This is a genomic window from Bacillus sp. CFBP9009, assembly GCF_036541465.1.
Lineage (GTDB): Bacteria > Bacillota > Bacilli > Bacillales > DSM-1321 > Peribacillus.
In genome coordinates, this window is the sequence record NZ_JAZHFU010000002.1 from 699,700 (window position 1) to 720,917 (window position 21,218).

Sequence of the window (21,218 nt, forward strand, 5' to 3'; positions counted from 1 at the left end):
TACAGGTCTTGTCAATAACTTTTTTCCTCACTTTAAAAGGATTGATTATCATGTACTTTCAATTACAATTCTGTTATTGCTAATAAGGATGTCTGATAACATCCATATTAACCCGTAGTTTCTCAAGAAAGACGAGTAGCAATCGGAACCTTCAATCTTCTTGGATTTCAATCTTCTTGGATTTGATTGCTTTTTAATGTGATTAAGCATGAAAAGTAATTTTGCAATGATTCACTATCATGAAATAATTAAAAACGAGGAACTCTCAGCTCCTCGTTTGTCAGCTATAAGTGCTGGTAATCCTGTAATTAATCAAGATCTCCCAAACTTTTTTAAAAATCCATTATCTTTCAGCGTTTAATTTCACTTGCGTTTCTGCAACTTCCACACCATTTACAAGAAGTGATATTCGATGGATCCCCATATAATGTCGACGTGTCGTCAGGTCTTTCCAATTGTGAATCCTCACTCTTTCAACTCCTTCATCATCTGAGAAATCCCTATCTGCCAAAAGGAAAATTTTACGGGAAGTTTTCTGATTTGCTTTCACAAAATCGATGGCATACTCGATGCGAAGTTTCACAGTGTTCTTTTCTTGAACTTGAAAACCGAAATGAAGTTCACTCGTTTCCCCAATAAAAATCGAGTCTGGTTCATTTCTAATAAATGCGTTTGTAATGATATTCGGATTATTCAATATATCCGTGTATCCAAATAAAGAAAGGACTTCTGGATCTGCTTGACGAACTAAGGTCCTGCATCCCCGTCGAATAATCCAAATCGTGTTGGGTACTCCGCTTTCATACCAGCGCTTGGCTGTTTCTATTACGGTTTTCGGATGATCTTTGGCAATATCATTCAAGTTATTGGCCACACTTTTGCGAACATATAGGGACGGATCGTTTTTCAGGTTCTCAAGTAATTCCAAGACGGGTGCCGGATCGGATTTGAACATCGGTAAAGATTGGCCCCAAGGTAACCTGGGCCTGCATCCCTCACTAGCCAGCCTGCGGACATGCTCATTATCATGATTGGTCCATTCCTTCATCTTATCGATCATTAAAATGGGATCAAGCAAGATAAAAGCACGAATTGCAAACTCGGAGGATGACCTTGCTGTAAAACGCTCCAACGCATCTAGCGATAACGGCCAATCTTTCTTATTCAATCCATGTACCTCTACAAAATCCGGGAAAAATAAATATCTAAAACCCTCACAATCCTTATCAAGCCGATACAAAATATCCAAAGCCTCTTGATAATCACTTGGAAGATGCTTTCCAAGAGTAATGGAAATGTGCCTTATTCGTTCTTTTAACTTCCTCTCGTCCCAATGCTCATCAATTACTTCCCCTATAAACGATTCAGTAGAGAAGGACGGATTAACACCCTTTACTTTTTCACCGAATTCACGAATGAACGTTTCATTATATAAATCCTTTAAAGGCTCAGCCATTTTATTCACTTCTTTTCTTCAGGTTAAATTTGCTTTTGGATACTTGCACTACCTATCAGCTATCATTTCAAACTATGTGATGCACGATACAATCATTAAAAAAGGACAGCTTACTTTACAGAACAAGTCTGTCCAAAATCAAGTGAAGTTCATTCATCACTATTTGGAATGGCTGCATAATAGCTGATTCTATAGGAATCTATATATTCTTTCCAATGGATGTAATCTTTGCACCAGAACCCGTTTCCCATAAGTCCATCTTATATCCCCATACAAAATCCCTCCAGGAGTTTTCCTTTGTGTATAGTATGATAGTAGTAGCATATAAAGTAAAATATTCCTACCATATTAATGAATTAATTAAAACGACAAAAAGCCCACTCTGAAGAGCAAGGGCCTGCTTCTAGCTTTTATCAAAGAAAAAGGGTCAGTCCCACTGAGTTAATACTTTAACACAGTGGGACTGACCTAATTGTCTATTAGACATTTTGATTTTAGCTTTATCTGACCTTTCTACTTATCTATTTAATAGTTTCACTTTTACAGGCTTTTTTTCCTTGCTTAATTTGATGATTTGACCGATAATACTGATGGCAATTTCTTCTGATGTTTCCGAGTCAATTTCCAATCCGATTGGAGAATGGACCTGCTCCAACTGTTCTTGCGTGACCCCTTCACTTTTTAACTTTTCAAATATGCTTATGACCTTGCGTTTACTGGCTACCATCCCAACATATGCAATCGGAAATTGCAGTGCCGTTTTTAATACAATATCATCACAATCTTTTGTAACAATTACCACATATGATTTTGCATTTAGGTTGGCTGCGAGCAAAGCCTTTCCAATATCCTCGTTCACAAAAAGGTTTGTCGCATTCGGAAAGCGTTCCTTTGTACAATAACCAACGCGATCATCGACAATGCAATAAGGATATTCGAGGAAATCAGCGAGCTTTGCCAACGCATGGCCTAAATGACCGGCCCCAGCCAGAATGAGTTCAGGCCTGCTTGTATAGACTTCAATAAAGACCCGTAACGTGCCGCCACAATTCATCTGAATTCCGTCTTTTGCATGTTTATTCAATTTATATTCAACGATTTTCGATTGGCCATTTTGGATCGCCTTTACACTATCTTCGATCACATAGTGTTCAGCCAAGCCCCCTCCGACAGTCCCTTCAATGGTACCATCCCGGTAGACAATCATTTTTCCAACATGCCTGGGAGTCGAGCCCTTTGATTCAATAATCATGGCTAAAGCAAAGGTTTCGTTTTGACGTGTCAGCATGGCCACTTTTTCCATCAGCTGCATGAAAAGCTCCCCCCTATCTTTAAACATTAATTCGGTTGATATTGCTTCATGCTAAGAAAATAACGTAAAAGATGTAACGCAACGGTTTTTCTGTAAGCCGCAGTGGAGCGTTGATCTTCGATTGGTCTAATGATCTTATCGAAGGCTGCCACAATTTCAGCGATGTCTGCATCGGCTAATGGTATCGTTTTTCCAACCAGCTTCTTCTCAATATCAATGGAACGAACCATCGTAGGTCCGACCGCCCCGAAGGCAAATCGAATGTCATCGATTTGATCTTTGCTTATCCGGACGAAACCCGCAAACGATACTTTGGCAATGGCATCTGCGTTGCGGTTGCCGACTTTCTCGAAAACGACATGTGAATCTCCTAATACGAACGGCAGAATAATCTCCGTTACTATTTCATTGTGAAAGCGTTGAACCTGTCGTGGACCTTGAATGAAATCGCTAATCGCAACCATGCGATCACCATTTACGGAGCGCAACAGAAGCTTTGCATTATATACATATAATAAAGGAAGCATGTCACCGGCTGGAGAGGCGTTGCAAATATTACCGCCTAATGTTCCCCGGTTTCTAATTGCCGGGGCAGCAATTGTTTTAATTGCATTCTTTAAAGCAAAAGGAATCAACGGATTTTCAAGTAATTCACTATAGGTACAGCAGGCCCCGATGTGGAGATCCTTGTGATGTTGATACACCTGCTTTAATTCGGAAAGATGATTAATAAAAACAATCGGTTTAGGGATTTTTGGAGGTACTCCCCTTCTACTTTTGTGAAGAACCATAACATCGGTGCCCCCGGCTATGATTGCACAATCTTCTCTATTCAATTGGCTCAAAGTTTCGTCTAAACGCTCGAAGCGATACGCTGTTATTTTCTCTATCATAAGCCATCACCTTTTTTAGCTGCTAGGTTAATCGCCTCAACAATCATATTGTAGCCCGTACATCGGCACAGATTTCCGGAGATGCCCTCACGAATTTCAGCCTCTGAAGGATGAGGATTTTCAGATAACAAAGCTGCACTTGCCATAATCATTCCCGGTATGCAATAGCCGCATTGCACTCCCCCGGCTATGGAATAGCTTTCATCTAAAATTTTAAATTGTTCCGTTTCAATGATGCCTTCGATCGTTTGAATATCAGCACCAGCAATCGAGCCAATTGGAATAAGGCAGCTGTTTTGCAGGAGGTTATTCACAAAAACACTGCAGGCTCCGCACTCCCCTTCACCACAGCCTTCCTTTGTTCCGATTAACTCAAACTCATCTCTTAATAAATCTAGTAATCTTGCTGTAGCAGGGGCGTCAGTTTCTACCGTTCTTCCATTTAGTGTGAATTTAATCAACCCTCTTCACCTTCTTTCATCCAAAGACTTTCAATAATGACTTCCGGTGTAATCGGAATTTGCTGAAAAGAAGTGTGCAGGGCATCCTCAATCGCAGCTTGGACTGCTGGAGCACCTCCGATTAAAGTCAATTCACCTGCACCCTTCGCCCCGTATGGACCATCAGCATAGGGGTTATCAAAGACCTTGCTTTCAATTGAAACAATATCCAATGAAGTCGGCGGTCCATAATCCGATATGCTTTTTTGTTGGATTCTACCTTGTTTTGACGTCATCTTTTCTAGATAACCGTATGCTAGCCCTTGAGCCAAACCACCGTCAATTTGGCCTTTCATAATCCGTTCATCGATGACCTTCCCAACTTCATAATTGCCGTATACTTTTTCTAACTTTAAATTACCTGTTAACGTATCAACTTCTACTTCAACGATATTAACGCCCCATGAATAAGCCGGGTAGGCATCTCCAGTGAAGGTTTTCTCGTCCCAAGGAATCATTTCACGGTGAACATAGTGCTCAACCACTTCCTGTTCCACCCCTGTTTCCCACTGATTCTTAAGTTTTTTTGCGGCCCGCTCAAGCAATTTTCCGACAATCATCGTCGTCCTGGAAGCTACGGTCGGACCCGAGTCGGGAACCTCTTTTGTGTCGGGATAAGGGTACAAAATATCTTCGAACGGGAGGTTAAGTTCTTTGGCAACAATTTTACACAACGTCGTCAAAATACCTTGTCCCATATCAGAGTTTGAGATTTTTAGTGATACCTGGTCGTCCTTTGATTTAACCAGTTTCACCTTTGCTTTAATATGATCTCTTTCGCCACTGCCAGTAAATCCACAGCCGTGGAGGAACAGCGAAGTTCCTATGCCTTTTTTATAGCGCTGATTTTGTTGATTTAAGCGCTGAAAGTCTTCTTTTTTCTTGTTGTATTCTGACACGTTGAGTACGTCCTCAATCATATCTTCCACTAATATCGGGTCGCGGAATTTACCTTTGGTGATGGTGGGGTCTCCTTGTTTGACGAGGTATTTTCGTTTATATTCAAGCGGGTCGATTTTTGCCAGTTTACTAAGATGTCCAATATGACTTTCGATTCCGGCAAAGCTTTGAGGAGCACCAAAGCCTCTGAAGGCGCCGTTCGGAACGGTATTGGTTTTTAAGACATAGCCTTTTGCATGAAAATACGGAATTTTATAAACACCGGCACTGTTTAATAATGCGCGCTGCAGTACGACAGAGCTCAATCCAACATTTGCCCCTCCATCGAGATAGATGTCAACACACATGCTCAAAATATTTCCTTCCTTATCAAGGGCCGTCCGATATTTGAGTTTGGCCGGATGCCTTTTCGTCGTTACCAGCATATCCTCAGAACGGTCGAACACGAGCATTACCGATTTTTTTACTGCTCTTGCGGCAACGGCTACGTGACAAGCCATCATAGAAGGATAATCTTCTTTGCCGCCAAAACCTCCGCCGGTAGGACTTTGAACAACCCTGACTTCATCGTCGCCACAGGCTAATGCGCTTAGCAATGCATTTTTTATATAATAAAGACATTGCATCGATCCCTGGACGACAATTTCATCATCCTTATAAACGGCGAGCATTCCTTGCGGCTCAAGATAGACATGCTCCTGATAACCCGTATCATATTCTTCTTCGATGATTTGATGGGCTCCCTGCTCGATAGCTGAAATGTTTTCTAAGCTTTCCCCAAATTCATAGCTTGCCAAAACTAAGGATACTGATTTTTGCTTGATCGCTTCGTCCAATGTATAGATAGCCTGATGTTCTTCAAATTCAACCTTCACTTCATTTAACAAACTGTACAGGATATCCAGGTCTTTGCCCGTGAGCATGAGAATTGGCTCACCAATATAATTGACCCACTCATTGGCAAAAATGGGCTGATCTTCTTTGATAATTTTGACATAATTCGGTCCGGGGATATGCTCTGCTCCTACAGCTTCATACCCTTCCGGAAGGTTAGGTAATTGAATGGATATTATTTTTCCATAAGCAATTGGCGATCGATACAAAACACCATTAACCATATTTTCCACTTTTACGTCACTAATATAGGGCAACTGGCCCGATACTTTACCTTTATGATCCTTTTTGGGCACTGAGGTGCTTATGTCTTTGAGATTCATTGCAACAACACCCTTCGACTCATTTTTTTAATCGGACATATTCTGAATAGAAACCTCTTCCTATGATTTTATCAATGAGAATGATCTTTTATGATTCATTTCTATTCAAGATTTTCGTAGTTTTTATTTTTATTTTTACTTCGAGAAATTTAAAGCATTATCATAATCAATGGCTTTTTGGTAATCCTCCGGTGTATCAACATCCATTAATACTCCCGCATCATCTACATTCATGTATTGCTTTTCGTAACCGCCCAGGACCACACGCAAATTACTTTCTGGATTGGTTTCGAGAATTTTCTGTTTCACTTCGCTTGATAATTTAATGGGATGGCCGCCTTTATAGTCAAAGCTGGGAATAACCACGTTTCCTTTGTGTTTTGCTAGTAGCTGAACAGTCTCTTTTTTTACAAGCGGACAATCGCCGGGTGTTATAAAGAAGGTTGGGGCATTTACTTCGTTGCAGCCCTTTTGAATGGAATGAAACATTCCCTGGTTAAAGTTTTCATTATAAACAAACTTGATCTGAAATGAATAGGCATTTTCACTGATGATTTTGGCAATTTCCACTTGGATGATTTCCGCTTGAAACCCAGCTACGACGATTACCCTGCTGCATAATCCTTCAAATTTAGAGATCGTTTGCTCCAACACGCTCATTTGCCCGATCGGCAAAGTCATTTTAAATGCATTCGCTCTGCTGGAATATCCAGCAGCTAGGACGATTGCTTCCATATTCGTCACCTTCTACCTATCATTTTTCTTAAATCTCACAATACAATCATAAAGCGGAGGAAGGATTTGCTGTATGGACTATTAAGAGAACATTGATTGTTTATGTTTTGAATTTTAATTAAAGAATCTGGATAGTGTTTTTTCTTTATATGCGTAAAAACCTCATTATATTACTTATTAACCAACTTGATACTATTTTTAAATTATCAAAAGATATAAAGAGACAATACATAGTCCTTATTTTAAGAGAATGAGTGTCAAGTATTGACCAAGGTTTAATCGAAGAAGCTAAAATTATTGAATTATCAAATAACGGTGTTTTTTTTAGAATATAAAGAAGCCTTTGCTCTAATGAGCAAAGACTTCAGTTTGTAGACAAACTAATGGGGACCTCTTTACGGAGGTCCCCATTAATGAAGCAAGGTTTCTTGTTCAAAGGTACAATTCATTACGGAATATCATGTCCCATCGAGCTTGTTAATATGTTAAACCATTGCTCTTTTTCCATGCTTAGGTTTAGTGAATCAATGGCGCTGTCCAATCGTTCTTTCTTACCTGATCCAACGATCGGAATGATTTTTGCGGGATGTCTCAACAGCCATGCATACATCACTTCATCTATTCCATTGGCCCCGATTTCTTCTTTTACGATTTCTAACGTTTTTCTTAAGCGGACAGCCTTTTCATTCGATTCCTCAAAAATGCTTCCTCCTGCAAGCGGTGACCATGCCATCGGCGCCACGCCCATTTCCTGACATGAGTTCATGGTTCCGTCTTCGAAGTTTTCAAGATTATATGCAGAAAGCTCCAGTTGATTCGTCACAAGCGGATATTCTAGATAAGATTGAAGCATATCCCATTGCGGTTTTTTGAAGTTCGATACTCCAAAGTTACGGACCTTTCCTGATTCTTTTAATTGATTAAACGCCTCAGCCGTTTCCGCAGGGTCCATCAGGGGATCCGGACGATGAATAAGTAACAGATCAATATAATCCGTTTTTAGATTCATAAGAGATTGATCAACAGACTTTATGATATGGGCTTTACTAGTGTCATAATGGTGACTTTTATGGGAAGGACGGTTTTCTGATTGAAGAACTATGCCACATTTCGTAACAATCTCCATTTTATCGCGTAAAGATGGCTTTAATGAAAGTGCGTTCCCAAAAATCTCCTCACACGTATAACTGCCATATATATCGGCGTGATCATATGTAGTTACGCCCCGATCCATTCCGTGTTCAATAAGAGATAGGATTTCCTTGGTAGAAAATCTCCAATCTGCCAATCTCCACATACCGTGTACAATGCGTGAAAGACTAAGCTCATCAGTTAGATTGACTCTTTGCATGTTTTTCTCCCCTTTGATCTTGCTAATTAATTGTTTGTTTTTCTATCTTGATTATCCTTCGTTAATTTGTGTCAGTATCATTTGCTGCTGCCATGATCCTTAGTATAATTTAAAATTTCGGAGAATCCTAATCTTGAGTGACCCTTATCTGCCATATTTATTAAACTTAGGTTCGTGAAGAAATATATCGCCGCCTTCTCGTGCAAGTTCACACGTTAGGTCCATAAGAAAAAGGCTGCCGCAGCAACCTCTTAAACCCTCTATCAGCATGAATCACTTCATTAGTTCTTTTGTGTTTTCTCGTGTAATTCCACGATTTCTATTGCTAAATCTTTTGTTGTCATGGAAGTCATCAAGTGATCTTGAGCATGGATCATTAGCATTGGAATATCGAATTTCTCACCATTCACTTCTTGTTGAATCAATGCGGTTTGGATTTTATGTGCCGCAACAAACTCTTGTTCCGCTTCCTTTAATTTATCCTGGGCATCGCTTGATTTACCTTGTTTTTGCAAGGCGATGGCTTCCATTGCACAACTGCGGGCATTCCCGCTATGGAGAATTAATTGAAATGATAATTCAGAGAGATCCTCTTTCGTTTTCGTCATATTAACACCCCTTTTGATAGTATGTTATTTTGATATTAATTGGAGAGCCGTACGCAATACTTCCTTACCATTACATGATCCATAATTTATTGGATTTATATGTTTTTCTTTCTTTTAAAGCCTTCAATCTTTCTTCTAGCATTTTCTGCATTTCAGTTATTCAATTTAATCTTTAAAGAATTAAAATTTTTCTCTTTTCCTATTTAAAGATAACTGCCATCATTAAAAAATTTCACCTAATTTTTGAAACATATTTATTAAAACAGTAAATATTTATGACAATCTGTAGCTCTAGACTGGTCGAGTCTAGAGCTCATTTTTTTCTTTTCCTAGTATCAAATTCATATATTTTCTTTACACTTTTCATTAAAAATAGAATGATATAGTGTAGTTGAATATTTACATAATGAAATTAATGGTTTCTTCCAACGCATAATCTGCATCCGGAGATTTCCCCATCTCGTAAACGATTTCCCCGTCAATCATCGTCATTTCAACCCGTAATTGATCAATACTGTCGATTGTTACATTCAATATTCGGTCGTTCAACACAACCAAATCGGCTAATTTCCCTACCTCGATGCTTCCTTTTCGGTCTTCCTCGAAGCTTGCATAGGCTCCATTCCAGGTGTACAGCCTAATCGCTTCCATGACGGAGATTTTCTGCTCTTCCCCAATGACCTCGCCGGAGGGCGTCAGTCGGTTGACCGCCCCATGAATGCCGATAAGCGGATTGCAGTTCGAGACGGGGGTATCCGAGGCCCCTGCTACAACAATACCAGCTTTCAAACAGGCTCTAATTGGGTAAAAATAGTCGCTGCGAGCGCCGAAGTGCTTAATGTATATATCTCCGAATTCAGCGAAAAAGTTCGGGTTAGGAACGGTCACTATGCCCAATTTAGCCATTCGCTCGATGAGATCGGGCATCGCCAAACCGGCATGCTCGATTCGATGTCTGTGATTGTGTCGCGGATATTGTCTAAGCGCTTCTTCGAACGTATTCAACAACATCTCAATCGCCCGATCGCCCTGGGCGTGAGCCGTAATTTGATAACCATCGCGATGGGCTGCGATGAGCGCGTCGTTCATATTCTCTTGCGTGTAGTACAGAATGCCGCTGTCTTCCGGATTCGTCTCATATGGCTGACGTGTCGCAAGCGTCGGCGCGGTGCTGGCTCCGTCTATAAAGATTTTCGCCGGACCGATGCGAAATCGATCGTCGCCGAACCCAGTGGACAGGCACGTCTCTCTCATTCGAATAAAGTTAGGCTCGTGAACGACCATTGCATACACCCGAACCTTTAAGCGGCCGGAACAAACCGCTTGCTGCAGGATGCGAAGATTGACCGGCTCGTACCCACCCGCATCATGAATTGTCGTAATGCCGAACGATACGAAATCGCGCGAAGCAATTTCCGCCGCTCTGGCCAAGACCTCTTCCGTCGGATTCATGACACGTTTTACCGGATCCATGGCTGCTTCCACTAGTAGCCCGTTAAATCTACCGGACTCGTCTCGACCGAACACTCCACCTTCCGGATCGACCGATTGGTCGTTTACACCTGCCAATTCCAACACTTTACTGTTCGCAATCATGATGTGGCCGCATTGTCGCACAATTAGAATCGGGTGTTCCGTCGACACCCCATCCAGCTGATGGCGGGTCAGGTACCGGCCTTCCAACATAAACATCTCGTTGTAGCCTACTGCTACGATCCACCCTCCTTCAGGGCTGGATTCCGCCTTCCGCTTCAATTCACCGATAATATCTGCATTGGATTGAATCGATGCGTCTTTGCAATTAATCGCTAGCCTTGTAAGTCCATAACCGAGCAGATGCAAATGTGAATCTATAAATCCTGGCAGTAGAGTCCTACCTTGCAAATCCATCACTTTGGTGCTCTCTCCAATCCAACGTTTGATTTCTTTGTTCGTTCCGACGGCTTCTATTCGGTTACGTTTAACGGCAACTGCTTCTGCGATCCGATTGCCCGAATCGACGGTAATGACTTGTCCGTTTAAAAATACAACATCAGCAAACATACGATCACCTCTTATTTTTCTGTAAACAAGATCTAATGACTATGCTTTGTGGGGTTCTAGTTTTTCAGCCAATTCAGCCTACAAAACATAATTTATTTCTACTAAGCTTCTACTTGATTGATAGAATCGGCATCAATAATACTGTTTGAGAGATAATTAAAAACCAATACAATAAACATCTTTCCGATGTACATCATTGACTTTTCATCTACATCAAATTTCGGATGATGATGCGGGTATATCGCATTCATCGCCGGATTCGCACCTCCCACATAGAAAAACGTTCCAGGCACCTTCTGCAGATAAAAGGAGAAATCCTCCATTCCCGTTAACGTAAACGGCTGGATTTGTATTACTTTTTCCTCTCCTAGAAGATTTTTTGCTAACTTGTCGGCTTTTATTGTTTCCTCCGGATGATTCCACAAAGCGGGATATCCTCTCTCGTACTTAAATTTCACAGTGGCTCCTGCCCCTTCGCAGGTGGATGTTGCGATTTGCCCAATGGCTTCTTCTATCAAAACCTGCACGCTTTCCTCGAAGGTTCGTACCGTTCCGGTAATTTTGGCTGTGTCGGGAATGACATTAAAAGCCTGTCCGCTTTGAAAAGAACCAATCGAGACAACAGCTGTTTTAGATGGATCAACGCGGCGGCTGACGATTTGCTGCAAATTGAGCACCATTTGACTGCCCACCATAATTGGATCTACCGTCAAATGAGGAGTCGCTCCATGCCCACCTTTCCCATAAACCTCAATTTCAAAGATATCTCCGGCCGCCATTATATATCCCTCTCCAACAGCAACCATACCAAGCGGAAGAATGTAAGATACATGGGCTCCATAAATGACATCGACTCCATCCAGACAGCCCTCTTCAATCATGGACTTTGCCCCTCCTGGGATTACCTCTTCCGCAAACTGATGGATAAAGACAACATTACCTTCGAGCTCATCCTTCACTTCGTTTAATACTTTAGCTACTCCAATCAAAGCTGCTGTATGAATATCATGGCCGCAGGCATGCATCACCCCAGGTATACGGGACTTGTACTCCACGTCTTTCTCGTCTGATATCGGCAATGCATCGAAATCCGCGCGCAGCGCTACTGTCTTGCCCGGTTTCCCTCCTCTCAAGAGTCCAACTACTCCTCTTCCGCCAACTTCTGTTCTTACTTCCAATCCCAGGTTAGTTAATAAATCAGCGATCTTTTTTGGGGTATTGATCTCCTGGAAGGATAATTCAGGATACATATGAAGATCTCTGCGAAATTTAACCAACTCCGGATATACCTCTTGAAGTCTACTAAATAAGTTTTTTAGCATCATTACCACCCCGATATTTGTTCTAGCATTAATCCACCAGATTGCTTATATACATGATCAACATTTCCGTTCCACCTTACTAAATTTGTTTTCCCATTAGCCAAACACCACTATTTGGCTTTAGCATTCGACTGTATTTGATCGGCCACGTCCCCGTGAGAAACATGATTGCTGTTTCGAAAGGTTAGTCCGAACAGCGCGGAAGACAAACCAGCCGCAATTAAGAACCAGAAAGCGCCGTCATAAGAACCTTTTAATGCTGAGATGAGTACTCCCATCATGATCGGTGCAATGAATCCACCAATCATCGATCCCAGATTCATAATTCCAATCGCGGAACCAATCACACTCTTGTCAAACAATTTGTGAGGAAGTGCGTATACTGCACTAAACACAAAACCATAAAAGATTGATGACAGTGTTAAATAGGTAAAGACCATTCCAACATTAGGTGCGAAGAGTGCTAAAAATAAAAATACTGTGTAAAAAAGTCCATTCATTACAAAGTACATTTTCTCCCTACCGGAAAATCTGACCAGCAACCAACCACCCGCTGCCGTTCCCAGAGTTGCGGCCGTAGTCGGAAGGAGTCCCAACAACCCTGCGGAAACCAAATCTAAATGACGTACTGTTACCATATACATGGGCAACCATGAAGAAGTGCCCCACGAAGCAATGCTGATTGAAAACCACGTTAGGACCAATGCCCACGTCTGACGAGTTTTCAATAAAGAGAGCATGGAATCCTTGTTTACTGGTTGTTGTTCTTTTGCTTCTTCCAATTGAATCGGACTCCGAATGTATTTCCAAAGCAGTACTCCAATAATCACACCTGCTGCTCCAAGAGCAAAGAACACGTTTCTCCAGCCCAACCAAATCAGGAGCGTTGGCACAAGAACACCCGTAATTAGACCGCCAAACGAATTCGATGACATTAAGATAGACTGTGCTTTACCTCGTTCTTTCTTAGGGAAATACTCAGCGATGGCTTTTGCACAGGCAGCAGGATATCCCCCCTCCATAATTCCGAACAAAAATCGAATCGCGATCAAAGCGGTAAACGACCAAGTAAAACCAGTGATAACTGTAAAGAACGACCAGAGAAAAATAGAAAAAAGAATCACCCTTCTGTAACCCAAACGATCTGTCAGCCAGCCGGCCGGAACTTGCATGATTGCGTAAGCCAAGAAGAAGACGCTGATTACTGTTCCCGTGGCAGTCGGACTAAGATGGAATTCTTGACCAATCGGCACCACAGCAAGATTCATAACTAACCTATCCATATAAGAAACCATATAACCCACAAATAGGAGAGACAAGATGAACTTCCTGTTGTACCCCTGAACACCCATACGTTTCACAAATCATACCTCCCCTAAAGATAATCAGCAAAAAAATCATTACGACTACGCACCAAGTTTCTGTAAAAATGCAACTTCCTCTGCCGACAATTCTTCAATTTAGTCCATTAAAAATTCACTAACTCAAATGCATTATTTTTTGTTTTCTGATGGATCTCATTTCCTCCTTTACACCAAATTATTTATGCAAGTTTTATGCCAAGAAAAAGATCACTTTACAATGAAAAAATAACGCAAATAGGTGTAATTGTGTGAAATTTCTAAATATTATAGTTATAATTATTATGAATCGATTCAAATGAATCGAAATTGAATCAACGCTACTCACAATAATGATGAACTTTGAATTATTTTCGATTCAAAATAAACGGTCGATCCATCCGTCATTAAAGGAAAGGCAAGTGATGAATCAGAATATGTTAACCATCGAACCGGAATATTTATTCAAAATCATGAACTACATGAATAAACCTATTTATATAACCGATAAGAACGGAATGACTCTTTTTGTTAGCGACATGAGCTGTAAGTTGTTTGGGAAAAAGAGAGATGAGCTAATCGGAAAAAACGTCTCTCAATTGGAAAAAGAGGGGATCTTCAATCAGTCTGTTACGAAAATAGTGTTAGATAAGAAACAAAACGTCAGCATTATCCAACAAGTTGGAGAAGGAAAAGGAGTGGCTACAGGCCATCTTATATTGGACGAACATGATAAACCAAAATATGCAGTCGCATTGGGTTATGATATTCCGGATTTCGTCGGTTACAGTTCTCAAATTAAAATTGAAGAATTGGATTCTGCTTTTCAGTTTTATTTACACGAATTACAAAAACTCAAAGCGAAACTTGTAAGGACCAAAGAAGTCCCTTTTTTTATCGGACAAAGCCGGGTCTATGATATGCTCAAGGAAACAATTGAAAAAGTTGCCTGTGTGGAAACGACCGTTCTTATTACAGGGGAAACAGGTGTTGGAAAAACGCTTATAGCGGAACGTATTCATCATCTGAGTGACCGAAAAGATCGTCCGTTTATCCATATTAATTGCGCAGCGATTCCGGAATTGCTCCTGGAATCCGAACTGTTCGGCTATCAAAAAGGGGCGTTCACCGGAGCAAATGCAAACGGCAAAACCGGACTTGTCAAACTTGCGGAGAAAGGCACCCTTTTCTTAGACGAGATTGGCGAACTTTCACATTCTTTACAACCCAAACTCCTTCAATTGCTGCAAAATAAAACGTACATGCCGATTGGAGCTTCCCAAACGGTAAAAGCCGATGTGCGTATCATTGTAGCTACCAACTGTAATTTGGAGGATATGGTCAAAGAAGGGAAATTCCGGGCTGATTTATATTATCGCCTCAATATTTTACCGATCCGCATACCCTCGCTTCGTGAGCGGAAGGAAGACATCTTTTGTCTCCTTCAGTATAATTTGGAGAAGTTTAATTACTTGCATAACCATAAACGAGTGCTTTCTACAAAAGTGGTCGAAGTGCTTCAAAACTATCATTGGCCTGGAAATGTACGGGAATTGGAAAATATAATTGAGCAGCTTGTCATTATGGCAAAAGAGGATGAAGTTGCAATTCAGGATTTGCCAAAACGCTTGATCGATTCAGTCTCCGAAGAGGTTTCTATCTCTTTAAATGCAGGAAATTCTTTACATGAAGTTTTGGAATGCGTCGAAAAAAGAATGATCACACAAGCATTCCATCATCATAAAACAACCCGCGATGCGGCAAAAGCACTGGGCGTTACTCAGTCATTATTTATGCGCAGGTTGGCGAAATATGCGATTACAAAAGAAGAAAAATAAGCTGGAACCGTAGATGCCGCCGTAACTGATAAAAATGTTAGGAAACCTTGACAGTGTGAGGGACCAACCAAAAGTCATGCTTTTTTGCAAAAAAAAAAGCACTTAACCCCTAGGTAAAGTGCTTTTTTCAATTTTTTACCTCATTCGCTTTCTGCATTCTCCTTATTCTGGAGATGACGCTGCCAAACAGGCTTTCATTATTCTTTAATATCCCACTGCGGATTCCAAACGACTTCCCAAAGGTGTCCATCAGGGTCTTGAAAGTGTGCAGAGTATCCTCCCCAGAAAGTGTCATGTGCCGGATCGGTTATGATCGCTCCAGCTTTTTTTGCTTTTTCCAACACAATATTCACTTCCTCTTTACTGCCTACATTGTGACCAAGGGTAAATTCAGTAGGGGTTGCCGGAGACAAAGGAACCTTGGCCTCATGAGCTATATCCCTTCGATTCCATATGGCAAGCTTTAGGCCTTCTTGCAAGTCGAAAAAGGCAACGGCTCCATGCTCAAATTCTTTGCCAACTATTCCTTCTGTTTGAAATCCCAAGCCATCCCGATAGAATTCCAGCGATTTTTCCAAATCATCCACACCTAATGTAATGACAGTAATACGCGGTTTCATGATTGTCCCCCTTCTTACTTACTTTCTCCTTCTAAATTTCATATATTTTATCTAATTGAATCCCAATCAAGATGAGTCTTTCCTTCATGCAGTTGGTTAATTTTAACATCCCCCATCTTTTTTTTCATTAATTTCACTAATCCATTTTATTGGTATTTAAAGTGTAATATATCTCTCTACTTTAACCGCTCTTTATCAATCAAAAAGCCCCTCTCGATTGAGAAGGGCCTTTTATGGGTTGCACTTAATCTTCAAGTTCCTTTTTCTTGTTCAAGAGTTGAAGATATTCCCTATCCAATTCCTCCTTTTCCTCTTCCTTCACAACACTGGACAGTTTCCCAAGTGTCTCAATGATTTGCACTTCAATCATAAGAAGTTCAGCCTGTTTATCTTGATGACCATCTTTAAGCGTAGCCGATTTAGTTGATTTCTGATTGATGGCACATACTCTCGAAGGTTCATCTTCAAATGAAAGTGAATGTGTTGCAAGCGATTGGATCAATGAACGATCATGAGTCACAAAAACGATGGTTCCTGGATATGCTTTTAACACTTCGGTTAAAGCCTCTTTAGTATGAATATCCAGGTAATTTGTAGGTTCATCCAAAACCAGTACATTATAATTTCCCAAAAAAACTTTAGCTAGGGAAGCCCTGACTCTTTCCCCACCGCTTAATAGTGATACTTGTTTGTGAACGTCATTTCCTTTAAAAGCTAATCGTGATAATAGCGTACGAATAAAAGCCTGATTGTAGGGACTGTCCTCCAATATATTTTCAAGAACCGTTTTACTTTCATTCAAATTTTCTTGTTGTTGTGCAAAAAATCCAATCTTTGCCGGCTTCGCGACATATAAATCTTGGTGCCGTTCTACTATCTTTTTCAGTAATGTCGATTTTCCTGATCCATTTTGACCATTGATGGCGAGTCTGTAAGCTAGTTGGACATCTCCAAAAATATGTTGCTTCAGCATCCTTGATCCAACTTTCAGGGAACAGCCATTAAATCGAATGACCCTTTTGCTATGCAAAGATGGAAATTCTGAAATATCAAAAATGATAGGAGGATCTTCCCTCGGTTTTTCTTTTTTTGCTAATTTTTCGATCCGAGTTTCGATCGCTTCGGCAGAACGGTTCAATTTCGCCTTCTGTTTCCCCGCGCTGCGTTTATGCAGCCTTGCTTCTGAATTACCCATTCGTTTAGGGGCTTTCCTAATTGAATCAGATTTGGCTTGGAGGTTTTGTGCAGCCTGTTTCAACCGGTTCTTTTCGCGGGTATACTCTTCATATTGCTTATTTTCCTTTTCTGTTTTTGCTTGCTTTTGTTTGTTATATGCTTCGTAATTCCCTTCATATACCGTTACCTTGCCTTGCTCAACTTCCCATATTGTTGTACACAGATGATTCAAGAATGCTTTATCATGTGAAGTAAGCAAAATAGCGCCATTAAAAGATTTTAAATCCTTTTCCAATTGTTCAATTCCGGACATATCCAAATGACTGGTAGGTTCATCCGCAATCAATACATCTGCATTGGAAGACAGAGCTGCGGCGATTTTTCTTCGAGTACGTTCGCCGCCGCTTATGTTTTCTTGCTCCTCATTGGGCAATTTCCATATGCTCGTTAATATACCGCTTATTTCTTGTTCAGTTTCTTCAATCTGCGGGATATAGCTGACTGTTCCATAGCTCTCTATATAACCGGAATCGGGTGCCCTCACGCCCGCTAGTATAGAAAGCAGGGTCGTTTTACCTTCTCCATTCCTGCCAACCAAACCAACACGGTCATGACTGTAAAGATGAAGTGTATCTACAGAAAGAACTTCACGGCTCCCGTAGCTTTTCTTTAAATCATTCGCTTTTAAAAATAACATAAAAAAATCCCCCTCCATTTTTCTAGAGAGAGATCGCCTGCTACTAAATTAATATACATAAACCAAATATACCTCATCTGATTTGATAACAGAAAAAGTAGTTGTATATGAATTAGTACCTATAAACGAACAGACGTATCCCATCTCTAAACATAATCATTAAAAATCTCACATGGGTATCTAAAAAGATTCTTGTTCAAATGAAAAAGTGAATTCACTTAACTTACCGATAAATACGGTAAGCAAACAAAGTGACGCGTATTTTCATTGAATATATCTAACCGATAACACCCATTGAAATTGATTTAGATTTACTGTTTATTTGATAAGATTACTGCTTCATTGTATAAGGTACCTATTCCTTCCAATGTAATGAATTAATGATTGCATATTATTCATATGTTTGTAAAGCAGATTTATACCCTTTTTTCTTAATTCATAAAAAGAGAAAATTAATTGGGCTCTACATGGACATGAACATCATACACTCCATGATCTGTCATCATCACTTTTTCTACATGTGTCGCTATATCATGTGCTTCTTTAATATCCAAGGTAGAATTGACAAGGATTACAACATCAATCACTTCATTGTTCCCGTAATTTCTCCCTTTGATTTCTTTTATCCCCTTGACTCCATCGACATTTGTAATTACATCCTTATATAGATGAATTTTATTTTCATCAAATCCGTCAGAAAGTTCATGCGAGGCTTGAATGAATATATCCCAGGCTGTTTTGCATATTAATAATCCAACAATGATTGCAGTAAGGGGATCCAGCCAAGGCATGTTTAATTGGGAGCCGAAAATCCCTATAGCTGTTCCGATACTTACCCAAGCATCGGAAATATTATCTTTCGAAGCTGCCATAACGGCTTTACTGTTAATTTTCATAGCAAGCTTTTTATTATATCGGTATACAAAATACATGGCTATTGCTGATAAAACACCCACATACCCGGCAATAATGTCAGGTGATTCCTTTCCACCTTTAAGCATGGAAGCAACTGCATCTATCAATACTTGTACACCAACAGCAAACATGATAAATGAAGCTACCATCGATGCAATCGTTTCACTTTTCCAATGACCATAACCATGATCTTTATCGGGGGGTCTTTGAGCTAGCCTTAAACCGATCAGTACGGCAATGGACGCGATAATATCAGTCGTGTTATTCAAACCATCCGCTTTCAAGGCCGCTGAGTCGCTTATGTATCCGATAGCCAGCTTCATGATCGATAGACAAATATAAGCAATTATACTGATGATTGCTCCTCGTTCGCCTAATTTGAGGTCATTATATTTTTGTTCTTCCATTCAACTTCCCCCCACAATTAAGTACCTGAATATCATATCAACTTAAAAATGGGTGGGTCTATAGCAACCTTTTTGTATCGCTTTATATAAGTAAGTGATATATAACTATGTTGCATAAGGCAAACTATCTGAAAAGAATGATATTCATGAGTCCCTGACAAAATCCACGGATGTCATCCCCGCAAAATAACTTAATTCAAATGAGATTCATTTTGTATTTTCGAAAGTAAAACAAAATAAAGTTCCGCTTTCATTTGATTGCAAATTATATTTTATATGAAGTGTCTTAGCTATATCCTCGATTATTTTTAAGCCAAGCCCCTTACTACTATCGATATCAAAACCAACCCCATTATCCTTGATACTGACCTCGTTATTTTCAATGGTTATCACAAGTTTATCAGCCCTCGAGTGATTCAACACATTTTGGAAAACGTTATCGAATAACCTTTGGAGCCACAAGTCATTACTTATCCATTCCAACTCTTCATTTAAAGGCCGATATACTAGTTCAATACCATGCATGTTATACAAATAGGCCCATTTTTTAACCATCATTTCTATTAAATCGTGCATATCCACTTCGTCATTTAATATATAGGAATTATCGAGCGTATCTGTGGATTGAATATTATATTCATTTGTTAATTCGGCAATATAATTTATTTGTTGATATAGTGATTGTAATAATGGAGCTTGATCCGTATATTGACCTTCTAAATAGAATAATTGTAATCTTACTGCTGTTAAAGGTGTATTGATGTCATGCCTTAATTTATTTAAGAGTTCCTTTTTCATTTCCTCTTGTTGCTTTAGTTCCAATTCCCGATAGGTCGTTCTTTCAATTAGTAAGTTTACCGATTTAGTTAATTTCCCGATTTCATCATTGCTATTTACCTCTAATTTATTCGGAATCTCCTCATCACTGGCTAAATTCCTGATGGTTTCATTCAATATATTTATTTTATTTAATAGCGAGTTAATAGATTTGGAAAATAAGAAGGCTAACAATAATAGTGATAAAATAAATACTCCCAGCATTGTAGGATATGCAAAAGATTCATGAAAAGGAATGTCACTATTATTGGATTTAAAGGCCATATCATAAACTAGTGACATAAGGATACTGATGAACAGCAATATAAATGGCACGCTAATAACGGCAATAAATAACAATAGCTGGTATTTTTTCTTTAACTTCATTTCTTTATATAGGTATTCAATCTATACCCTTCTCCATATATATTTTGGATGATCTCTGCGGTGTTATCATTGATTTTTGTTCTGACTTTTTTTATATGTACATTAATGATATTTTGATTCCTATCTTCGAGCTGCCATAAATATTCAAAGAAATGTTCCTTCGTTAAAATCTGATTCCTATTTTCATATAAATAGAAAAATATTTTACGCTCTATCGCAGTAAAAACCACTTCATTATGCAAGTCATTATTGAATACCTTTTTGTGTTCGGCATCAATATATAAATGTTTAATTTGTGTGAAAGTACCATATTGATTTTCCAGCAATTTCTGCATTCTTAGTAATAGCTCCCTGGGATCAAAAGGCTTAGTCATATAATCCTCACCAATTGTCAAACCTTGAAGTTTGCTATCCATATCATTTCGGGCGGATAGAAAAATAACTGGAATATTTAATCCTAGACTTTTTACTTTCTTGGTAATTTGATAGCCATCATCTCCTGGCAGCATAACATCCATAATGATAAGATCCATCTCATGGATTATATCTATAATTCCTTTTCCTTCTTTCATCCAACATACATTATACTCTTCGCGCTGCAAAATCTTTTTCAATAAATCACCAATCATCAAATCATCTTCAACAATTAAAATATTATATCTTTTCATCACAGGGCCTTTCTATA

General features: G+C 39.6%; 17 protein-coding genes and 1 pseudogene. 2 read left to right on the forward strand and 16 right to left on the reverse strand.

Translation table 11 applies throughout. From position 1 onward, the window contains the following. Positions 1–343: 343 nt before the first annotated feature. Positions 344–1,456, reverse strand: coding sequence for a DNA alkylation repair protein (locus V3595_RS08520; protein ID WP_485906550.1), 1,113 nt, complete (start codon positions 1,454–1,456; stop codon positions 344–346). 91 nt (positions 1,457–1,547) lie between these two features. Here V3595_RS08520 and V3595_RS08525 point away from each other — a divergent pair. Continuing rightward, positions 1,548–1,636 (forward strand): annotated as a pseudogene (locus tag V3595_RS08525) (IS6 family transposase); the annotation flags it as partial. 337 nt (positions 1,637–1,973) lie between these two features. Here the strand turns inward: V3595_RS08525 and V3595_RS08530 are convergent. The 10 genes from V3595_RS08530 to V3595_RS08575 form a co-directional block, all read right to left on the reverse strand. Beyond that, positions 1,974–2,768, reverse strand: a complete 795-nt coding sequence (locus tag V3595_RS08530) for an XdhC family protein (RefSeq protein ID WP_485906552.1) — start codon at positions 2,766–2,768, stop codon at positions 1,974–1,976. Between the two features lie 26 nt (positions 2,769–2,794). Further along, positions 2,795–3,661 (reverse strand): FAD binding domain-containing protein, encoded by an 867-nt coding sequence (locus tag V3595_RS08535; protein ID WP_485906554.1) that lies wholly within the window; start codon positions 3,659–3,661, stop codon positions 2,795–2,797. Beyond that, entirely contained in the window at positions 3,658–4,122 is a 465-nt protein-coding gene (locus V3595_RS08540; RefSeq protein WP_034312987.1) for a (2Fe-2S)-binding protein, read from the reverse strand. The genes V3595_RS08535 and V3595_RS08540 overlap by 4 nt, the downstream gene beginning before the upstream one ends. Next, on the reverse strand, positions 4,119–6,278 hold the full coding sequence (locus V3595_RS08545; RefSeq protein WP_485906556.1) for a xanthine dehydrogenase family protein molybdopterin-binding subunit: 2,160 nt from the start codon (positions 6,276–6,278) through the stop codon (positions 4,119–4,121). Before V3595_RS08545 ends, V3595_RS08540 begins: the two co-directional genes overlap by 4 nt. 135 nt (positions 6,279–6,413) lie before the next feature. Beyond that, complete coding sequence (locus tag V3595_RS08550) at positions 6,414–7,013, reverse strand: nucleotidyltransferase family protein (RefSeq protein ID WP_485906558.1); 600 nt, start codon at positions 7,011–7,013, stop codon at positions 6,414–6,416. A gap of 448 nt (positions 7,014–7,461) precedes the next feature. Continuing rightward, complete coding sequence (locus V3595_RS08555; RefSeq protein WP_485906560.1) at positions 7,462–8,364, reverse strand: aldo/keto reductase; 903 nt, start codon at positions 8,362–8,364, stop codon at positions 7,462–7,464. A 281-nt stretch (positions 8,365–8,645) separates the two neighbouring features. Beyond that, entirely contained in the window at positions 8,646–8,972 is a 327-nt protein-coding gene (locus tag V3595_RS08560) for a PTS sugar transporter subunit IIA (protein ID WP_485906562.1), read from the reverse strand. A 399-nt stretch (positions 8,973–9,371) separates the two neighbouring features. After that, positions 9,372–11,015 (reverse strand): amidohydrolase, encoded by a 1,644-nt coding sequence (locus V3595_RS08565; protein WP_485906564.1) that lies wholly within the window; start codon positions 11,013–11,015, stop codon positions 9,372–9,374. 101 nt (positions 11,016–11,116) lie between these two features. Continuing rightward, on the reverse strand, positions 11,117–12,337 hold the full coding sequence (locus tag V3595_RS08570) for a M20 metallopeptidase family protein (protein ID WP_485906566.1): 1,221 nt from the start codon (positions 12,335–12,337) through the stop codon (positions 11,117–11,119). Positions 12,338–12,447: 110 nt separating this feature from the next. Continuing rightward, positions 12,448–13,689, reverse strand: a complete 1,242-nt coding sequence (locus V3595_RS08575) for an MFS transporter (RefSeq protein ID WP_485906796.1) — start codon at positions 13,687–13,689, stop codon at positions 12,448–12,450. Between the two features lie 344 nt (positions 13,690–14,033). On the opposite strand from V3595_RS08575, the gene V3595_RS08580 reads away from it, so the two are divergent. Continuing rightward, positions 14,034–15,515: a sigma-54 interaction domain-containing protein gene (locus tag V3595_RS08580; RefSeq protein ID WP_485906567.1), complete on the forward strand. Its 1,482-nt coding sequence runs from the start codon at positions 14,034–14,036 to the stop codon at positions 15,513–15,515. 197 nt (positions 15,516–15,712) lie between these two features. Here V3595_RS08580 and V3595_RS08585 read toward each other — a convergent pair whose 3' ends face one another. The 5 genes from V3595_RS08585 to V3595_RS08605 form a co-directional block, all read right to left on the reverse strand. Continuing rightward, positions 15,713–16,135, reverse strand: coding sequence for a VOC family protein (locus V3595_RS08585; RefSeq protein WP_485906568.1), 423 nt, complete (start codon positions 16,133–16,135; stop codon positions 15,713–15,715). A 244-nt stretch (positions 16,136–16,379) separates the two neighbouring features. Beyond that, the gene (gene abc-f / locus V3595_RS08590; RefSeq protein ID WP_485906570.1) at positions 16,380–18,008 is read right to left on the reverse strand and encodes a ribosomal protection-like ABC-F family protein; all 1,629 of its coding nucleotides are present in this window, start codon (positions 18,006–18,008) and stop codon (positions 16,380–16,382) included. A 452-nt stretch (positions 18,009–18,460) separates the two neighbouring features. After that, entirely contained in the window at positions 18,461–19,330 is an 870-nt protein-coding gene (locus tag V3595_RS08595) for a cation diffusion facilitator family transporter (protein ID WP_434169244.1), read from the reverse strand. 207 nt (positions 19,331–19,537) lie between these two features. After that, positions 19,538–20,533, reverse strand: coding sequence for a sensor histidine kinase (locus V3595_RS08600; protein WP_485906572.1), 996 nt, complete (start codon positions 20,531–20,533; stop codon positions 19,538–19,540). Next, complete coding sequence (locus V3595_RS08605) at positions 20,530–21,201, reverse strand: response regulator transcription factor (protein WP_485906573.1); 672 nt, start codon at positions 21,199–21,201, stop codon at positions 20,530–20,532. Before V3595_RS08605 ends, V3595_RS08600 begins: the two co-directional genes overlap by 4 nt. Positions 21,202–21,218: the final 17 nt, after the last annotated feature.